Origin of the sequence: Vibrio sp. 11-4(1) (genome assembly GCF_013048625.1) — a bacterium.
Classification (GTDB): Bacteria; Pseudomonadota; Gammaproteobacteria; order Enterobacterales; family Vibrionaceae; genus Vibrio; species Vibrio diabolicus.
On sequence record NZ_VHSY01000001.1, the window covers coordinates 490,868 to 509,701 of the forward strand.

The 18,834-nt window shown below is 44.8% G+C and carries 14 protein-coding genes and 2 pseudogenes; 12 read left to right on the plus strand and 4 right to left on the minus strand.

Features of this window, described 5'->3' with window-relative positions; genetic code table 11:
* Positions 1 to 25 precede the first annotated feature (25 nt).
* On the plus strand, positions 26 to 1,288 hold the full coding sequence (gene yjeH / locus FKN16_RS01960) for an L-methionine/branched-chain amino acid transporter (protein WP_170901877.1): 1,263 nt from the start codon (positions 26 to 28) through the stop codon (positions 1,286 to 1,288).
* On the opposite strand, the gene FKN16_RS01965 is transcribed toward yjeH, so the two are convergent.
* Positions 1,289 to 2,734: a PLP-dependent aminotransferase family protein gene (locus tag FKN16_RS01965; RefSeq protein ID WP_170901878.1), complete on the minus strand. Its 1,446-nt coding sequence runs from the start codon at positions 2,732 to 2,734 to the stop codon at positions 1,289 to 1,291. It lies immediately after the preceding gene.
* Positions 2,735 to 2,834: 100 nt separating this feature from the next.
* On the opposite strand from FKN16_RS01965, the gene FKN16_RS01970 reads away from it, so the two are divergent.
* The gene (locus tag FKN16_RS01970; RefSeq protein ID WP_170901879.1) at positions 2,835 to 3,491 is read left to right on the plus strand and encodes a pyridoxamine 5'-phosphate oxidase family protein; all 657 of its coding nucleotides are present in this window, start codon (positions 2,835 to 2,837) and stop codon (positions 3,489 to 3,491) included.
* Here the strand turns inward: FKN16_RS01970 and FKN16_RS01975 are convergent.
* Together FKN16_RS01975 and FKN16_RS01980 are read right to left on the minus strand one after the other, a co-directional pair.
* Positions 3,472 to 4,794 (minus strand): annotated as a pseudogene (locus FKN16_RS01975) (ATP-binding protein). The gene FKN16_RS01970 and the pseudogene FKN16_RS01975 sit on opposite strands and share 20 nt — an antisense overlap.
* A gap of 3 nt (positions 4,795 to 4,797) precedes the next feature.
* A complete protein-coding gene (locus FKN16_RS01980) occupies positions 4,798 to 5,490 on the minus strand; it encodes a response regulator transcription factor (RefSeq protein WP_046875870.1) in 693 nt (230 codons plus the stop codon).
* Between the two features lie 365 nt (positions 5,491 to 5,855).
* Here FKN16_RS01980 and FKN16_RS01985 point away from each other — a divergent pair.
* Both FKN16_RS01985 and FKN16_RS01990 read left to right on the plus strand, forming a co-directional pair.
* Positions 5,856 to 7,398, plus strand: a pseudogene (locus FKN16_RS01985) (hypothetical protein).
* Between the two features lie 12 nt (positions 7,399 to 7,410).
* Entirely contained in the window at positions 7,411 to 8,100 is a 690-nt protein-coding gene (locus tag FKN16_RS01990) for a hypothetical protein (protein WP_170901880.1), read from the plus strand.
* 91 nt (positions 8,101 to 8,191) lie between these two features.
* On the opposite strand, the gene FKN16_RS01995 is transcribed toward FKN16_RS01990, so the two are convergent.
* Positions 8,192 to 9,193: an AraC family transcriptional regulator ligand-binding domain-containing protein gene (locus FKN16_RS01995; RefSeq protein WP_170901881.1), complete on the minus strand. Its 1,002-nt coding sequence runs from the start codon at positions 9,191 to 9,193 to the stop codon at positions 8,192 to 8,194.
* A gap of 107 nt (positions 9,194 to 9,300) precedes the next feature.
* Here FKN16_RS01995 and FKN16_RS02000 point away from each other — a divergent pair, with 107 nt between their 5' ends.
* The 8 genes from FKN16_RS02000 (at position 9,301) to FKN16_RS02035 (ending at position 18,719) form a co-directional block, all read left to right on the plus strand.
* The gene (locus tag FKN16_RS02000) at positions 9,301 to 9,627 is read left to right on the plus strand and encodes an MFS transporter (RefSeq protein WP_053807931.1); all 327 of its coding nucleotides are present in this window, start codon (positions 9,301 to 9,303) and stop codon (positions 9,625 to 9,627) included.
* Entirely contained in the window at positions 9,627 to 10,850 is a 1,224-nt protein-coding gene (locus FKN16_RS02005; RefSeq protein WP_145472752.1) for a biotin/lipoyl-binding protein, read from the plus strand. Before FKN16_RS02000 ends, FKN16_RS02005 begins: the two co-directional genes overlap by 1 nt.
* 98 nt (positions 10,851 to 10,948) lie before the next feature.
* A complete protein-coding gene (locus tag FKN16_RS02010; RefSeq protein WP_170901882.1) occupies positions 10,949 to 12,271 on the plus strand; it encodes an AarF/ABC1/UbiB kinase family protein in 1,323 nt (440 codons plus the stop codon).
* Between the two features lie 112 nt (positions 12,272 to 12,383).
* Positions 12,384 to 13,730, plus strand: a complete 1,347-nt coding sequence (locus FKN16_RS02015; protein ID WP_005396363.1) for a magnesium transporter — start codon at positions 12,384 to 12,386, stop codon at positions 13,728 to 13,730.
* A gap of 804 nt (positions 13,731 to 14,534) precedes the next feature.
* Complete coding sequence (gene codB / locus FKN16_RS02020; RefSeq protein WP_170901883.1) at positions 14,535 to 15,773, plus strand: cytosine permease; 1,239 nt, start codon at positions 14,535 to 14,537, stop codon at positions 15,771 to 15,773.
* A 9-nt stretch (positions 15,774 to 15,782) separates the two neighbouring features.
* Positions 15,783 to 17,060, plus strand: a complete 1,278-nt coding sequence (locus tag FKN16_RS02025) for a cytosine deaminase (protein WP_170901884.1) — start codon at positions 15,783 to 15,785, stop codon at positions 17,058 to 17,060.
* A 261-nt stretch (positions 17,061 to 17,321) separates the two neighbouring features.
* A complete protein-coding gene (locus FKN16_RS02030) occupies positions 17,322 to 17,960 on the plus strand; it encodes an HD domain-containing protein (RefSeq protein WP_085343223.1) in 639 nt (212 codons plus the stop codon).
* Positions 17,961 to 18,719, plus strand: a complete 759-nt coding sequence (locus FKN16_RS02035; RefSeq protein WP_170901885.1) for a helix-turn-helix transcriptional regulator — start codon at positions 17,961 to 17,963, stop codon at positions 18,717 to 18,719.
* The last annotated feature ends 115 nt before the right edge of the window (positions 18,720 to 18,834 follow it).

An 18,834-nucleotide genomic window follows, 5' to 3' on the forward strand; every position in this document is an offset into this window, starting at 1 on the left:
TACAACATTGGATGAATCAATTAGCATGGAACAGCTCAAAAAAGACATTTCACTCACATCCGGTATCGCCCAACTATCCACAACATTAATGGGAACGGGGCTTTTTATGATACCAGCCATTGCAGCAGGCATAGCGGGTCATTTTTCACTATGGGCCTGGATTTTATTATTCATCGCCATTTGTCCTATTGCGCTGACTTTTGCCCAGCTAGGCAAGCGATATCCCAACGCGGGCGGAACCGCATTTTTTGTGCGTAAAGCATTTAACGCCAAGCTGGAAAGTAGTGTAGCTTGGCTATTTGTTAGTGTCATTCCGGTAGGGGTTCCGGCCGCGATTGCACTCGCCGCAGGCTTCCTACAGCAAATATTGCCAGAGCCTATTAGCAATAATCTGTTTGCACAAATTCTAACGGTATTACTTCTTGTGTTCGTCAACTTGATGGGCACTAAGTCATCAGGTCATTTACAAACTCTTATTGCTTTGAGTGTCTTTGCGCTCGTTGGCACATTTTTATGGAAAGGTGACGTTAACAGCGCCGATCTCGTGATGCCAGCTATCACACAAGAGTCAATTTGGCCTATTACCGCAGCGCTTGGCGTGATGTTCTGGTGTTTTGTTGGCATCGAGGCTTTTGCCCATATGGGGGAAGAGTTCAAAAACCCTCAAAGAGATTTCCCTATTGCCATTGTGGTCGGTTGTTTTGTAGCGGGGGCTACCTATTGGGCATGCTCTGTCGTTATTTTAAAATTTGGCGCGTATGGTAACGCTCAATTTGATAACGCATCCATCCCCTGGCTTAGTGCCTTACTACTAGGCGATGGAGCCAAATGGATAATCAGCTTGATAGGTTTCTCTGCTTGTTTCGCGAGCGTTAACTTATATACACAGAGTCTAGCGCGAATGGTCTGGGCTCAAGCTCGTGAACATCGTCCTTCTAGTCCACTAGCCAAGATTTCACGTCGCGGTGTCCCTTTCTCAGCCACTATATTAGTTGGCGGCATATTATTGATATCTTGTGTGATAGGAACCCTATCACAGCTCGATCTGGAGTTTTTCCTAAAACTCGCAAACAGTGTATTCGTTCTGGTTTACATGTTGGCGATGTTAGCCGCTTATAAATTGCTTCGTGGGTTTGGTAAAGCGCTTGCGGGACTTTCTCTACTGCTTTGTACCGCTGTTTTTATATGTTTAGGCTGGTCAATGTTTTATGCACTTGGCATTTTCACTCTACTTTTACTGCCTTGGAAACAGTGGCGACATAAACGACAAACACGCGCAGTTGAATAGTCACCGCTTCCCATGTCGAAAAATTTGGGCTAAACGTTGGATACCAGCGTCTATGTTCTCTAACGCGATATTACCGTAACCAAGCACGGCACCATGCCAGTAACGTGCTTGGAAACCTGGATGTTCATAATAGCTCAAAGGTCGCAAGATGATCCCTTCATGCTCTGCCAGTTTTGTAAAACGCAGCTCATCCATACCGTTTTGCCATTTCAACGTAATATGAAGCCCCGCCGCTTGGCTAACGACACAAACCCTACCGCCAAAATGCTGTTGAATGGATAAATGCATCTGTTCATGCTTGGTTTTATATAGTCGGCGCATTTTTCGGATATGGCGCAACAACCCACCCTCGGTAATAAAATCTGCCAACGCTTCTTGAGTGTGCGTCGGTGAATCACCACTTAACGCATCTTTAACCACCAAACATTGCTCTACTAAACGTTCAGGAACCACAAGGTAGCCAAGCCGCAATCCGTTAAACATCACTTTACTGAAGGAACCCACATACAACACGCGATCATCTCGACCCATTTGAGCTGCTAGCCCCTGTAAGCTGGTGTAGGGACGATGAGCAAACTGAAATTCGCTGTCATAATCGTCCTCGATGATCCAACTTGATTGCTCGACCGCCCAGTTGATGATCTTCCCTCTTTGCTCGGTATTGAGTGTGGTACCCATCGGATATTGATTACTTGGTGTGATATACAGCGCATCGGCATCGCTTGAGGTCACAGCTTCCACATCAAAGCCTAATTTCTCTCTTACGAACAAAGGCTCAAATTGATAGTTTTGGAACTGAATCAACTTCCGCATTTGCGCGTAACCCGGTTGCTCCATCAAAATCTTATCACCTTGTTTTAGAGCTACCATCGTCGCGATTGACAACGCTTGCTGTGCCCCAGAGGTAATAATGATGCGCTCTGGGGAGCAATTTACTGAACGGCTTGATGCAAGGTAGTCAGCTAAAGCACAGCGCAATGCCCAACTGCCCTGAATATCTTGATTCCCTAGCAAGCAGGTGCGGGACATGTGGCGAGTGAGTAACTTTTGCCATTGCGCCATCGGAAATGCGTCCAAATCCGGCACACCCGGTGCAAATGCGCGGTTGATATCAAAGTGAGCTTTCGGTGATGAGTCTCTCTGAACTGAACTAGGTTCAGGCAAGTACTGCTCTGGCAGTTCTACGGCAACATAAAAGCCAGAACCTTTTTGGCTGTTCAAGTACCCTTCCGCCACTAATTGTTCGTAGGCAGAAATCACGGTATTCCTACTTAGATTAAGCTCTTGTGAAAGCTTTCGCGTAGACGGCAATTTCCCATTCTTCACCCACAATCCTTGAACAATTTTCTTGCGAATAGCAAAAAACAACGCTTGCTGACGCGTTCCATCACTGTCTTTTAAATGCAGGTCACCGGTATCAATCAAAGACAAACTGGATCCATCCATTAGTTAAAAGTGGCTCTCTTTAAGCTACCAGTTAAACGCTACATTGCAATCAAAGAATGAGGATCAATCGCTCGTAATCGTGAGCAAACAAGGAGAGAAAATGCTATCCAACACCAATAGAACGGAAATTAAGAAAGGCGCACATAAAGCAGTCTCTGATGTTAGCAAACTGCACGCCATCATAGATGAAAGCCTAATCGCTCATATTGCGATAACCAACGAGTCAGGCCCTGTGGTCATCCCTATGCTGGCATGGCGTGTGGGTGATTACGTGTATATCCATGGTGCCAACAACAGTCGACTGTTACGCTCACTCAAACAAGGAGTGCAAACCTGCTTAACCTTTACTTTGTTTGATGGTTGGGTATTGGCTCGAAGTGCGTTTCACCACAGTGCGCATTATCGTAGCGCCGTGGTCTTTGGCCAGTTTGAGATGGTGGAGGATGACCAAGAAAAAGACAGATTGCTGAATCACTTTATCGAACAGATCGCTCCAGGGAGAACAAAACAAGTCCGTTTGAGTAATGAAAAAGAGCTCAAAGCCACCATGCTGCTGCGTATCCCACTCACAGAGGCATCTGTGAAAATCAGCAATTTTGGCGTCAACGACGATGCGGAAGACATGGACATTCCTGTTTGGGCAGGTGTCCTACCCTACCGAACTGTCGTAGGTCCACTGCAAGCTTGTGAAGATTTGTATGAAGGTATCGCTGAACCAGACTACCGCAGTGCCTACTCTAATCGTTGGCAGGAATAAGCACCGTAAAACGTGCGCCGCCTAAGTGACTCTCGCCGACAGAAAGTTCCCAACCTAATTGCCTCGCTGCACTGGTAGCGATGGCAAGCCCTAAACCAAAGCCTTTCACGTCGGCGTTGCGGCTTTTGTCTAAACGCGAAAATGGCATAAATACTTCTTCTCGCATCGCTTCAGGTACGCCCGGACCATCGTCCTCAATATCGATGCTCTAGCAATCCGCTACCATTCGAATCGTCACCTCAACGCAGGATTCACCGTAACGCTTGGCGTTTTGCAGTAAATTATCGAGGACGAGGTTACCCAAAGTAGGCTGAAAGTGAATCAATTGGTTCGCGAGTTCATTTTCCGCTCTCAACATGGCGGACTCTAAGCCTAGGTAATTCATACGGCTTTTGCACCAAAGTGGCAGTTCCATGGTTTCAACAGAATCGACCCAAGAGTGGTTTTTCACACTCAAGCGAGACAGCATAACAATGTCGGACGTTAAATCCGTCACTACATCAACGTATCGTTCAATATCGTCATGTAACTCAGCCTGCATTTCACCACTCGTGCGTCGAGCTAAATCCGTCGCTAGCTGAATACGACTCAGCGGAGTACGCACTTCATGAGGAATAGCTTGAGTAAAGATATGGGTTTGGCGTACTCGTCTCTCAATCTCTTCAGACATGCAGTTGAAGCCTTGGGCGAGCTCTTTCACAGGTTGCGAAAATTGCTTTAGATCGACTCGCGTATTCAACTCACCAGAACCAAATTGTTGTTGTGCAGCCGTTAGTTGCCGAATTTGGCGGTCAAGACGTCGTACAGGTATGTAAACCATGACACCTAAACTGCACACAACAACCAAAAGTAGAGTCAGTATAAATACAATCTCAGAATCTTCATTCCAATCAACATCTGGGCTAAAGAAATCCGTTTTTTCTTTGAAAACTAAACTCTTCGAGGTGTTAGGTAAAGGGAATACCGCAGCATAGGTACTGCCATCAATAAGATAAACAGGTATCCCTTGTATTCGGTACAGCAGCTTACAATCTCGACAAGGCGGTAATCCGTCCCAGTTTTCAACCAATGTTAAATCAAAGATAAAGAAATCTTGCTTGCCGTTTTCGGTTAACTTCTTGTAGAGAGAATCCGGAGTGCCTCGTTGCTCAATGTATTGATCGACAAAATAAGCACCATCACTCAAAAAAACGCCGACTTCTGTTTTGCGCATGTACTCTTCCCCCATAAAGAGAAACAAAGCAACAGTCAGCGCAAGGCCAGTAACTAACCCCATATATAGACGAGTAAACAGGGAAAACATGCGTCATTTACCTGTCAGCATGTAGCCGTGGTGACGTATGGTCTTAATGGTAGCGGTATGGATATGAGCCTTAGAGAATTTCTTCCTTAGTGAGGATATACGCATATCAATCGAACGATCAGTAATGCAGTATTCAATGCCTCTGGCAAGACGGCAACATGATTCACGAGATACTGGCTTATCGACATTCAGCATCAGGAGCTCTAAAATTTCAAACTCAGAGCTCGTTAAACCAATATCTTTTTGCAAATAAAATGCTTGGGAGCGACGAAGACAAAGGCTAATGCCATATCGGCTCAGCTTTTCTTCTTCAACGGTATCAACTTGACGACGATAGCGACGCAACGCCGCTTCAATACGGGCGAGAAGGATGTTGCCTTTTATCGGTTTGGTAAGGTAATCATCAGCACCGAACTTAAATAAACTCACCTCGCTCATTTCATCATCGGTTGCAGTCAAAACAATGATAATCCCATGATAAAATTTACGTGCCTCTTGGCATATTTCTGCGCCATTTTTTCCTGGTAACATCAAATCTAACAGCACTAGGTCCGGCTTGAGTTCCTTAATCGTTTCTAATGCATTTTGACCGTTATCGATAACAGTTACTGTATAGCCTTCGACTTCGAGGTACATTTTGGTTAATCGAGCAATCTCAGAGTCGTCTTCTACCAGTAAGATTGTATTGCCCACCATGAATCATTTACTCCACCAATATGATGGAGGGAGTATATCGCTCGTCCTATACTGCGCAACCCACTTAAATGATAATTTTAATAAAAAGCAGGCTTACATACGCTTACAAACTATACATATACGATAATCCTAATCATTCTACGCCCCTAAAACCAGACAATAACCTGATGTTTTATTTATTAGCAGAATATAGATTCACATAAAAATAAATTTCGGAATAAAAATCTACTATATTTTTAAATATATCGAATGATAGTCCTTACCAAAAAACAACATCGATATATATGACTTGATTTGCTTATATAGACAGGACTTTATGTTGCTTCTAAGTTTCTTGCTCTAATAAAGTCTACGAGTAACATGAAATGAGATATTCCCAATTAACACCTTTAGCCATATTTTGCGCTATAAGTCTAACTGCTTGCGGCGGCAGTGAATCTAATTCGAAACCATCAACAACGACACCTCCAACACCACCAGCGCCAACATTGAGCACTGTCACAATCCCAACTGTCGTTTCTACAGAGCTTCCAGCCAAGTTAAAAGTGGCTGCTGATGCGGGCTTCACCCACTATGTGAAAATCTCCCTTTCTGAAGCAAATAACAATGATGCATTTCACATTGTGGCTGTTGATGACGGTGCGAATAATGAAAAAATCTTTCGTGCAGCCAAAATCATACAACACCTTCTCACAAACCAACCAGACTCTAAGTACGGCGCTGACAAGTCTCGTATCGCTAAGACATTAGCCGAGCGTGATGCCACACTAATGCTGACCGAAAACGACGAACAGAATGATGAGATGCTAACCAAAATCTTTATCAACGAACTGATTCGCCAAGACAAACTGAACGATGCAGTGACAAACTCGGGCTTAGCACACTCTTTTGATACGAGTTCTCTAGAAAAGTTTGTTGTAAGCATGATGGTACTTAACGAAGAAGATATGGATACACTTGTCACATCTATCGTGGCAACATTAGTAAATAGTAAAGAAACACCAAACTGGCTAAGGAACAGCCAATCTCTGATGTATCGAGAACTGACAGTTGAAGGCGATTGCCATTACATGAGTAATTTTGCCGATTACTGTGCCAATCTTGGTAAAAAAGCCGAACGAGACGCCGCTTTTGAAGAAATTTTACACTTGGTCCAAGCGCAAGGTATTGCACCTAACACGGGGACTGCGGCACTGCAAAATGACATTCAAGCTCATGCGTTAAAAATCTATAACGATATTCAAGCGGGCAAACCGACGGTGTGGCGCCCAACTCAGTATGACTGGGACGATTGGAAATCGGACGACTTCGATCCTGAAAGTGTTAAACAAACGGGCCCTTCATATTCTCACGAATACTTTGCTGCCGCTTTTGAAGCTTACATGGGTGTAGCAAAAGCAAACGGACAAGGTTTAGATGGCTACCAAGCGTTAACACGTGAAGAAATGCAAACTCAAGATCCACAAGCCGTTGATTGGATCAGCGGCTTATTCCACGGATACTTGCAATACACCGCGAACATCGACTCTGCGGGCGTCAAACTTTACACAGAAAATACAAATCCAGGCACAGTGCCTACCTTCCGTATGGCTCCCAACAAAGACGGCTTGATAGAAGCATACACCTACAAATCTCAGTGGCTGACAAGAGTTGAAGATCATTGGCGACGACGCAATGAATGTCATCGGTAATGACCAAAACAATACCTTTGAGGGCAACAGCAAAGACAACAGCATTTATGGTGAAGGTGGTATCAACACCTATATCGTGCCACACAAACTGGCAGAATGTACTGTTATCAAAGCAAAGAGCGTTTCTGTTAAGTGTCCGAGTACAGGCTCGGATGAGTTGTACGACATTCAAAAGATCCAATTCACCGACCAAATCTTAGATGTAACCGAGCTATAAACGATGAAAAACATGAAGAAACTTACTCTATTCGCTCCCCTACTCCTTGTAGGTTGTGGTGGCCTAGCCGTCATGGATCGTACTGATGCCGTAAAAGCACAACCAGAAATGCTGATCAAAACCGACGGAGATTTTTGGGGATTCGGTGCAGATGGTCATTTTGATTTTGCTGGTAAGTACAAAGGCAACTATTCACGCAGTGCTTCTAACTCAAGTTGGTTTAACCATATCTCTTTCAAAGAAGGTACGATGGGCGCAGAAGTTACTCGTATCGACAACGGGGAAACTTGGCTTCTGAGCTGCGCTGGAGGCGGTATGTCGGTTAACTACATGGGCGTCGATTTTGGTGGGAATGATCCTTACACCTGTGATATCACCCAAGATGGCGTCAAAGTGGGAGAATTTGCTATGGAGCCAAAATCCGCTCTCATCGACATCAGCTTCGAGAAAAAAGAGACTGGCGTAGTGCGTATCGGCAGCACCCACTTTAATGTAGAAACCGTACATACTAGTCCCGACGCCATGATGGCGGTAGACATTCCATTGGGTTATAGCTTTAAGGAAGGCACACAAGAAATTGCCGCTGTACAGACGAACGGTACCATTGCGGTACAAATGCTCCCAGAACTTAGTGAACAAAAAAAGGATGTGATTGCCATCGGCGCTGTTGCAAGTGCACTAAGCTGGCGCCCTAAGAAATAGCCATTACATTAAACAACACCACACAAAAAAATAATAAAGCCCTCTACCTTGAGGGCTTTTATTGCTTGTTTTCATAAAGACAAGTGAAGCATTACTTTTCTAATCTTCCCGCATACTGCTTGGGCGTTAATCCACGATGCTTCTTAAACATACGATTGAAGCTCGCCACATTGGTGTAACCAAGGCGCATAGCTATGTCATCAATACTCACGCACTTACTCAATAACCCAGCCGCAACATTACTCAATACATAGCCGGATACCATCGAGAAGTTGAGGCCTAATTTGTGCAAGCGACGTTGAAACTGCTGTTCAGATAAATCAAGCAGAGAAGAAACGCGCTCTAACGCTGGCAATCCATAATGACTGCTGTAGTTCACCACTTCATAAATCACTTTCAACTCATCTTCTGGGTCGGGCATATTAAGCAAATCATCCAAATCGGAAAAACTCATCGCTAAGCGGCTATCTTCTCGGAGGCTCACTTGTCGAGAAGCTAATCGGTCATCTCCCGGGATCCATATTTCTGTTTTTGGCTGACTCCATTCCACCTCGCAGCCGAAATATTCTCGGTATCGCTCAGTATTTTTTCTCGACCCTGAAACCTTCACGCGCAAAGGCTGATAGTCTTTGCCAAGAAATTCGCGTAGCACTTTAATCATAAATACCGCACAGCGGATACTATCGTGCACCTTTACTGACGTTTCTATAAACGGATTGTGGTAAGTCCATTTGATGATTTTGCCCGACTGTTCGCCAGCAAAAAACGCCCCAGATTGTAAGTTACTCGCACCATAATTAACTCGTCGAATCGCGCTGGCTAAATCATTCCCAGAAAATAGCCAGCGTCCCACAGGTCCAAGCTTTTGCAGTTCAATACCTCGGCTGAGACTCAATACCACATCCGGGTCACCACTGGCTTGTTCAACACAACGATACCATTCTGCGACGGCTTTTAGCGGGATCAGTGTCATTGGGTTGTGAAATACCGACGACGGAATCCCCAGTTCATCCGAGCTCAAATTATATTTAGATAACGCGAGGTTATGCATGTTTAGAATGCCCATCGCGCGAATAAATCGAACCGTTTTCATTACTAATCACATCAAAATTAATCCTCTATTGATTGAATCTGTCACAAATAAAGACCTAAATCAAATCCAGATCACAATACGCCAACCGTTTGATAGAGGAGTGTTTAATGAGTTTACTGAGTGTCCCATTTGTCGGAACTGGTGCAGATACAGCGTTACATATTGTCGCTGCTGTCGTTTTAATCGCGAGTGTCGCGGGCGCGTGTTACGGCTTTTGGAAAATCCATGAGTTGCCAATTAATAAGGCGCACAGCAAAGACCATCATCAGATAGGGCTCATCACTGCGCTCACCTGGATTGGGTTTGTCTGGCACTGGGTTTGGGTGCTAGCTGTGATCTTTGCATTCGTTGATATGGAAAAAGCCATCATCAATCTGCGTGATACATGGAGAAGTAAACCGCAAACAGAAACACAGCCAAAAGAGGAAGCGTAATGTTAGAAGGTTTAGCGGTATGGGCACTCTTCATCTATTTGCTGCGTTTGGTTGGCATGCCTTGGAACAAAGCAACCAAATCGTTCGCTTATCTTGGCGGTTTGAGTTGGCTGATGTTCGTATGGGTAGGTTTGATTAACTTCACCCCGATGGATTTATCCGGTGGTTCTGTCGTGCAGTCACCACACATCCAATTGCGTCCAGATTCAACCAATGTGAAGGGTAAAGTTGACCATATTTACATTAAGCCAAATCAACAAGTTAAAGAAGGTCAGCTTATTTATGAACTTGACCCAACTCAATACGAAATCGCATTAAATCAGGCGAACGTATCCGCCGATTCTGCACGAGTCGCATTAGCTACGGCAAAAGGCGACATCGAGATTGAAGAAGCGAATCATCAAGCATTGGTGCAAGATCTAGAAACATCAAAGAGCCAATTGGAAGCGGCGAACGTTGACTACAAATTGCAGAAAAAGATGCTAGATCGTTATGTTGAGCAAAACCGAGTGGTGCAAAACACCATCACGGAAAGCGATATCGACAAACAATCGAGTGCGGTTGATATGGCACGTCACAACGTGTTAACCCTTGAGTCTCAAATTAAGAAGAAACAAGTCGATATTTCCCGTGCAAAACTGGCGATTCATAAAGCGGAACTTGCAGTTGAAACCAAACAAGCCGAACTGCGCCAAGCTGAAGAGCAAATTGCAAAAGCGCAATGGGATTTGAATAGCACAAAAGTTCATGCCCCAACAGATGGCTTTGTCACCAACTTTATCCTGCGTGAAGGTCAGCGTGTATCGATGATGCCGCGTATCAACATGTACACTAACGAGAAGTATGTGCTGATGCGAGTCAACCACCAGGCGATTCGTAACATCAAACCGGGTCAGCCAGCGGAATTCTCTTCGTCCGTTTACCCAGGTAAGATCTTCTCAGCGACCGTCGAAGGCATTGTTGAAGCAACAGGTGAGTCACAAGGTAATCTGCTGGGTTTCGATGATTCCGTACGTATCACCACTGGAAAGAACTTACAGAACAAACACCACTTTGTTCGTCTTAAGATTGATGAGCCAGAAGGCTACGACATTCCTGTTGGCTCTGTTGGCCTTGCATGGGTCAGCGGTGAAAAACCGATAGGCTTCATGGCCTTCTTGGATGTGATTCGCGGGATCATCATTCGAATGAAGTCTCAGCTGTACTTCTTCTACTCCATCTAAACTCACAAACCGCCAGTTTCGCTGGCGGTTTTTTCATTTGTATCCAAACACATCCTTTTCCCGTATAACAATTAGTTAGTAAACAGCGGAGAAGATTCATGTCGGCAAAGGAAAGAAGCCTACCTACCCATCGTATCTCAAGGTTCAGCAAGTTCGCTTCACTTGCTACCCGTGTCGCAGGCAATGTGATTGCAGAAGGCACGAAACAAATCGCCAAAGGCAATAAACCAAAAGCGAAAGACCTCTTGCTGACGCCACAAAACATCGCACGGTTGACAGACCAACTTGCTCACCTACGTGGCGCTGCAATGAAGCTTGGTCAAATGCTCTCAATGGATGCTGGTGATGTTTTAGAACCTGAACTCGCAGATATTCTCTCCCGCCTTCGCTCCAACGCAGACCCAATGCCTGCAAAGCAACTGAACGGAGTCATGGAAAGTTCGCTAGGAACGAGTTGGAAAGCTGAGTTTCTATCATTTAACTTCAAACCAATCGCCAGTGCATCAATAGGACAAGTGCACCAAGCCTACAGCGATGCGGGCGATAACCTAGCCGTCAAAGTGCAATATCCGGGCATACGAAAAAGTATTGATAGCGACGTCGATAATGTCGGTACACTGCTCAAGGTCGTTGGGTTGATTCCCGAGTCTGTCGACTACAAAGGATTGCTCGAAGAAGCGAAAAAGCAACTGCATGATGAAGCCGATTACACCCGAGAAGCGCAATTTGCGATTCGTTACCATGATGCTTTGAAGGAGCATCCTCATTTTGTCGTACCAAAGATTCACACTGAAAGTTGCTCAGACTCCGTTCTCTCCATGGAGTTTATTGACGGCGTACCCATTGAACACATCGAACATTATGATCAAAGTACGCGAGATTTTGTCATGCACAGTTTGCTCGAATTGCTGTTCAGAGAGCTGTTCGAATTCAAGATGGTGCAAACCGACCCTAACTTCGCCAATTACTTGTACATTGAAAGTACTCGCCAAATCGGCTTGTTAGATTTCGGTGCAACTCGCGAATACAGCGAACGATTCAGTGCCGGCTATCGCCAAGCCTTTGCGTCCGTCATGAATAATGACGAACAAGGCTTGAATGACGCGCTTGAGCAAATTGGCTTCTTCAGCCAAACCATCTTACCTGATCAGCGCCAAGCGATTCTCGATTTAGTAAAAATGGCATGTGAACCCATGTTAGTTGATGAGCCATATGATTTTAAAGCCAGTGGCTTAGCGCAAAAACTTCGCGAAGCTGGCACTATTTTGAGCATGGAACAAGAGTACTGGCATACCCCACCTGCCGATGCCCTATTTTTACATCGTAAAATTGGTGGCATGTATTTGCTCGCAGCGAGAATTGGCGCAAAAGTGAACATTCGCCAATTGGTACAGCCATATCTCACTATCAACAGCGAATAGCCTATTGTTTTTCTGTTACTTTCAAGTACCTTGAGCAAGGTTAAGATGCATAGTTGTGCATCTCAATAACATGCCATACTTCCATAAAACGAATTAACTATCGGGGTACTCGGTGAGCAAGTTTCAAGATCTCTCCACTCTAATCCAGCAAATTGGCCAAGCCGAAGAAGCGGATCAAGTCGCAACGCTCAATGAATCTATTGAAGCGGGTCTCGAACCTGGCGCAGTCGCCCTAATTCTGGAAGCCTTTCCAATCGATGATCGTGTTCGCTTATGGCGAGCTTTGCCACTAGAACTGCATATCGACGTGTTAACGGAAATGCGTGCCGACGTACGTTTTTCTATCATCAATGCATTATCTGAAGTCGAGCTAAAACTCACCCTCGCTAAACTTGATAACTTATCGCTGATCGAATGGGCGGATTCGTTGCCTGAGTCGATCATCAACGAAGCGCTCGCGTTAATCGAAAAAGATGAGTTAGAGCTTTACGATCAAGCAAACGAATATGAAGATGAAGAACTCGGCCACTGGGCTGAGCGTAAAATCATCACCCTGCCCTTTAATATTACGATTGGAACGGCTAAGCAGTTAATGGAGCGCTATAGCTACGACACGCCTCAACAAGTCTACCTGATCAACCGTAATAAACAGTATCGAGGGACAGTCAATTACTACGAAATTTTACGTAGTGATCCTGATACTCGCTTGAAAACACTCGTTATTGAAGCGGTGACGGTGCTAGACAGTAAGATGATGCTTCCCGAAGCGGTAGAAGCATTAGAGCACAGCACACTGCCCGCTCTGCCTGTGACCGATGCAGACCAAACTCTGATTGGTGAAGTCGATTGGCAATTTGCATTAAGTACGCAACGTGAAATCTACGAAGCGCGCTTAATGGCCGGTACTGGTATGGATGAAGGCGATGACTTGTTTGCGCCAGTATTAAAAAGCTCGCAAAAACGCGGCGTGTGGCTGGGCATCAATTTGCTGACTGCAATTTTAGCGTCTGTCACTATCGGGCTATTTGAAGACGTGATTGCTCAAGTGGTTGCTTTGGCCGTACTAATGCCAATTGTTGCATCGATGGGTGGCATTGCAGGCAGCCAAACCCTGACTCTAATGGTTCGTGCGATGGCGCTCAATCAGATTACCCCAGGTAACCGATTCAAATTCTTAAAAAATGAGCTGGGTATTGGCTCACTGAACGGCATTGCTTGGGCGCTAATCATCGGCGGGTTAGCCGGATTGTGGTTCCAATCGCCAGTTTTAGGTGGAACCATCGCGCTGGCCATTATCGTCAACATTATTACTGCTGCTTTATTTGGTGTGTTGATACCCATTATTTTGGATAAGTTTAAATTGGATCCAGCCTTAGCAGGTTCGGTTATTCTAACGACGGTGACAGATGTGGTTGGTTTTTTCGCCTTTTTGGGAACGGCGAGTTTAGTCATGCTCTAAAAAGTCCACTGTTTATTAATCAATCATTAGCATAATAGAGTCAAATTGCATAACGCAGTTGCAAATTGCAAACAAACTCAAACTTTAAGCAACGCATGTCACAGAAACTACGTATTTTAGGGCATATTATAGTTGGCACAGTAACTGCATTATATAAATCGACCCTTCTTAAGCCGAGGGTCACCTAGCCAACTGACGTTGTTAGTGAACTTGATTTTGTTCACATGTATATAAGCCAATCGCACTCTTTGCGGTTGGCTACTTTTTTATGTGGCTACTGCTCTCTTATCCTCTGACCGAGCTCGGTTGTACTTTTCTTGCCCACAACAGATTGTTTACTGTTTATAAAATTCAAATATTCGCCCACTAAACCATTAGAAATGCCAGCTTCAACAAAAACAAATCACCTACATAAAATAAAACCAAGAAAACACACACCAAAAAGAACAAATAACGTCCAAACCAAAAATCTCATCATGAAATCGTTTTCTTTTCATAGAAATCGACTGAACAATCCAGAGTTATAGATAAATTTAATCCATAAAAACAAATAGCAATTCAAAACATTCATTTCACATAGAAAACCTGTCTATAAATCATACAAAATACGTAAAAATAAACTTTTCAATTTTAGAACTTAAAAACCAAACCATTGTTATTAAAAGAAAAAACAGACACCAAAAATCAAGCAAACGTTTAAATTGCAATTTTATCATTGACTATTAAGTTTACACCACGATAATACGCGCCGTTTGCCTGAAAACCAGGTGCTATAATTTAATATTTCAATGTGCGGAGGTAATAATGGCTGGAGACAATAACTACAGTCTTGGACCAGTTCCCAACACGGCCAGAAAAGGCGTGGCATCACTAACCATGGTGATGTTAGGACTCACTTTTTTCTCCGCAAGTATGTGGACAGGGGGTTCTCTCGGTACTGGGCTCTCCTTTAATGATTTTTTCCTCGCTGTTCTCATCGGTAACCTAATCCTCGGTATTTACACTTCTTTCCTCGGTTACATCGGCGCTTCTACTGGTCTCTCTACTCACCTTCTTGCTCGTTTCTCTTTTGGTTCTAAAGGCTCTTGGCTTCCTTCTGCTCTTCTTGGCGGTACTCAAGTTGGGTGGTTTGGAGTTGGTGTCGCGATGTTTGCGATTCCGGTGCATAAAGCAACGGGCATCGATACCAATACTTTGATCCTTGTCTCCGGTTTGCTCATGACCGCGACCGTTTACTTTGGAATCTCAGCACTGATGGTGCTGTCAGCAATCGCCGTTCCTGCCATCGCGCTACTTGGCGGCTACTCTGTCATCGAGGCAGTAAATAGCGTTGGCGGTATTAGCAAACTACAACAGGTTCAACCAACCGAGCCACTCGATTTTTCAATAGCTCTCGCGATGGTTGTCGGCTCTTTTGTCAGTGCTGGTACATTAACGGCAGATTTCGTGCGCTTTGGCAAAAAGCCGCGCAGCGCTGTGATGATCACAATGGTGGCATTTTTCATCGGTAACTCGTTAATGTTTATCTTTGGCGCGGCAGGTGCGTCGGTGACTGGTCAATCAGACATCTCTGAAGTGATGATTGCGCAAGGCTTATTAATTCCCGCCATCATCGTACTTGGATTAAGCATTTGGACGACCAACGACAACGCGCTCTACGCATCGGGTCTTGGATTTTCCAACATCACAGGCTTACCAAGTAAATACATCTCGATGGCGAACGGGCTTGTTGGCACACTTTGCGCTCTCTGGCTCTACAATAACTTTGTTGGCTGGCTAACCTTCCTATCGTTGGCAATTCCACCGATTGGCGGCGTGATCATCGCTGACTTCTTCACGAACCGTAAGCGCTACGCAAACTTTGAAGCCGCCCAGTTCCAAAGCGTAAACTGGGCTGGCATTATCGCTGTAGCGATTGGCGTTGGTGCGGGACACTTCCTTCCTGGCGTAGTACCGATTAACGCTGTACTTGGCGGCGCAATTAGCTTCCTGATTCTTAATCCTATTCTCAACAAAAAAGCACTGGCTACACAGCCAGCGTAAGGAACCATCATGACAACACTACTGATCAAAAACGTAACGCTAAAAGGACAAGAAGGTCTGCAGCAAATTTTGATTGAAGATGGTCAATTCAAGCGCATTGAAAGCAACGATGTGGAGCTTAATCACAACGGTGACCTCATAGATGCTGAAGGCGGTATGGCGGTTGCGCCTTTCTGCGAGCCGCACATTCACCTAGATACAACTCAAACCGCAGGCGAGCCAAGTTGGAACATCTCTGGCACATTGTTTGAGGGTATTGAACGTTGGGCTGAGCGCAAAGAAATGCTGTCGATTGAAGACGTGAAAGCGCGCGCAAAACAAACCTTAAAATGGCAGATAGCAAACGGCGTACAACACGTTCGTACCCACGTCGATGTTTCAGACCCTACCCTAATTGCCCTAAAAGCGATGGTAGAAGTGCGTGAAGAGATGAAAGAATGGGTAGATATCCAAATCGTCGCCTTCCCGCAGGAAGGAATTCTCTCTTACCCAAATGGCAAAGAGCTGCTAGAAGAAGCCGTCAAATTAGGTGCGGACGTGATTGGCGCGATTCCACACTTTGAATTCACACGCGAATATGGCATTGAATCGCTGCACTACGTATTCGAGTTAGCGCAAAAATACGACCGCCTGATCGACGTGCATTGTGATGAAATCGATGACGAACAATCTCGCTTCGTTGAAACACTGGCAGCATTAGCGCACAAGTTTGATATGGGGAATAAAGTCACGGCCAGTCACACCACAGCGATGGGTTCCTACAACGGTGCATACGCATCTCGCCTGTTCCGTTTATTACGCATGTCCGGTATCAACTTCGTGGCAAATCCATTGGTGAACATTCACTTACAAGGCCGTTTTGATGATTACCCAAAACGTCGCGGCGTAACACGAGTGAAAGAGATGCTGAATGCCAACATCAACGTCTGCTTTGGACACGATGATGTATTTGACCCTTGGTACCCACTAGGCACTGCAAACATGCTGCAAGTGCTGCATATGGGTCTGCACGTGTGTCAGGTGATGGGTTACGACCAAATCAACAACTCACTGGATCTGATCAGCACCAATTCAGCACGTACACTGAACATTCAAGACAAGCACGGCATTGAAACAGGTAAGCCAGGTAGTTTACTGATTCTTCCTGCAGAAAATGTTTTTGACGCAGTACGTCGCCAAGTGCCGGTTCGCTACTCGGTTCGTCACGGTAAAGTCATTGCAGAGACACAGCCTGCGACGACTCATATTCATCTTGAACAAGCAGAGCAAGTGACGTTCAAGCGCTAAGGTTCGTAAAAATACCGACTAAAACGAAAAAGGGTCTGACGAAATCATCAGTCCCTTTTGCTATTGGCAAACGTCACTGCTGTTCTGTGTCTTACCACCTTAATAGCCAACCGAACGCACAAAAATGCTATTTAAGATGACCCGAGACTCACTAAGTTGCATAAGGTTCTGATGGCTAAATCTCAATTACACTATCGAACTTGGAAATTCCTCTCTGCGTTCGGCATACTTCTGCCTTCACTTTAGTTGTAGATATAACTCATGACCTTATTAAGCCAGATAGAATCGCAATTTTTGGAATTTATGCAGCAAGAGATGCAAGTCGATGCGGCGCATGACATAAGCCATGTTCAACGGGTCGTAAACACTGCAAAAAAACTGGCTATAGAAGAAGGCGCCGACTTATCTATTGTGCTTCCCGCCGCCTATTTACATGATTGTTTTACCTATCCGAAAGATCATCCAAACCGCAAGCAGAGCTCAATCATTGCAGCCAAAAAAGCGGTCGCGTTTTTAGAAAGTATCGATTATCCGCAGCAATACCATGATGCCATTGCCCATGCGATAGAAGCACACAGCTTTAGCGCTAATATCAGACCCAACACATTGGAGGCAAAAGTCGTTCAAGATGCCGACCGTCTGGACGCTTTAGGCGCAATTGGCATTACTCGCTGTATACAAGTGAGCACTGAGTTTGATGCGCAACTTTACGATGACAAAGACATCTTTGCTCAACAGCGAGAGCTCGACGATAAACAATTCACTCTGGATCACTTTCAAACCAAGTTATTCAAAATCGCTGAAACTATGAACACGGAGTCAGCGAGACGCGAAGCGCAAAAACGCAAAGCCTTTATGCAAGCGTATATAGAGCAATTACACGACGAGGTGACAGCATAAATGTCAGAAAGCTATACGTTAATTAAAGAGCTTAAACGCCAACTAAAGTTAGCTGGGCTGCATTATGCCGATGTTGCACAACACCTTGATTTAAGTGAAGGAAGCGTCAAACGTTTACTCGCTGAAGGTCAACACATTAGCCTTGAACGCTTAGAACGCATTTGCCAATTGATTGGTTTAGAAATGGCTGAACTGTTTAAGCTCGCGGCTGCGCACAATAAAGGTCTAGAGTCGCTAACATTAGAGCAAGAAAAGCAGTTGGTTGAGGATAAAGCCCTGCTACTCGTGGCGATCTGTGTTGTAAATGGTTATCAGTTTGAACAAATCGTTCAGCAATACACCTTCAATGAGTTGGAACTGGTGCAAAAGCTTGCTCAGTTGGATCGTCTGAACATCATCGACTTGCAGCCAAATAACAAAATTCGTTTGCGTATATCTCCGACATTTAAGTGGCAGATGGGCGGCCCTATTCAGCAGTTCTTCCAACAGCAAGTTCAAGACGCCTTTTTCCAAAGCTACTTTTCTGGTGAAGATGAACAGTTGTCCATGGCAACAGGATTGATGAGCGTACCAACCAACAAGAAGCTGCAACAGAAACTGCAAAAGGTCATCGATGAGTTTTATCAGGCTTGCCAAAGTGATAGCTCTCTCGATATGGACGAGAAACACGGCACCTCTCTGATTATTGCGATGCGTCGCTGGACGTTCCCTCTGTTTGAACCATGGGAAAGAAAACCCACTCAGAAGTTTCGAAATTAGTAACTCAATAAACAAATTGAAATGAAAGTAACGTATTTAGTTACTTTTGGTGGCATGCAACGTCACTTGAAAGAGAAAGCTGGTTTAATCGTTCATTGAGCATAAAGTGCTCCCA

Bases quoted from the DNA above. Each gene is read 5' to 3' on its own strand.
- yjeH (WP_170901877.1), top strand. From the start codon at position 26: ATGGAACAGCTCAAAAAAGACATTTCACTCACATCCGGTATCGCCCAA.
- FKN16_RS01965 (WP_170901878.1), bottom strand. From the start codon at position 2,734: ATGGATGGATCCAGTTTGTCTTTGATTGATACCGGTGACCTGCATTTA.
- FKN16_RS01970 (WP_170901879.1), top strand. From the start codon at position 2,835: ATGCTATCCAACACCAATAGAACGGAAATTAAGAAAGGCGCACATAAA.
- FKN16_RS01980 (WP_046875870.1), bottom strand. From the start codon at position 5,490: ATGGTGGGCAATACAATCTTACTGGTAGAAGACGACTCTGAGATTGCT.
- FKN16_RS01990 (WP_170901880.1), top strand. From the start codon at position 7,411: ATGAAGAAACTTACTCTATTCGCTCCCCTACTCCTTGTAGGTTGTGGT.
- FKN16_RS01995 (WP_170901881.1), bottom strand. From the start codon at position 9,193: ATGAAAACGGTTCGATTTATTCGCGCGATGGGCATTCTAAACATGCAT.
- FKN16_RS02000 (WP_053807931.1), top strand. From the start codon at position 9,301: ATGAGTTTACTGAGTGTCCCATTTGTCGGAACTGGTGCAGATACAGCG.
- FKN16_RS02005 (WP_145472752.1), top strand. From the start codon at position 9,627: ATGTTAGAAGGTTTAGCGGTATGGGCACTCTTCATCTATTTGCTGCGT.
- FKN16_RS02010 (WP_170901882.1), top strand. From the start codon at position 10,949: ATGTCGGCAAAGGAAAGAAGCCTACCTACCCATCGTATCTCAAGGTTC.
- codB (WP_170901883.1), top strand. From the start codon at position 14,535: ATGGCTGGAGACAATAACTACAGTCTTGGACCAGTTCCCAACACGGCC.
- FKN16_RS02025 (WP_170901884.1), top strand. From the start codon at position 15,783: ATGACAACACTACTGATCAAAAACGTAACGCTAAAAGGACAAGAAGGT.
- FKN16_RS02030 (WP_085343223.1), top strand. From the start codon at position 17,322: ATGACCTTATTAAGCCAGATAGAATCGCAATTTTTGGAATTTATGCAG.
- FKN16_RS02035 (WP_170901885.1), top strand. From the start codon at position 17,961: ATGTCAGAAAGCTATACGTTAATTAAAGAGCTTAAACGCCAACTAAAG.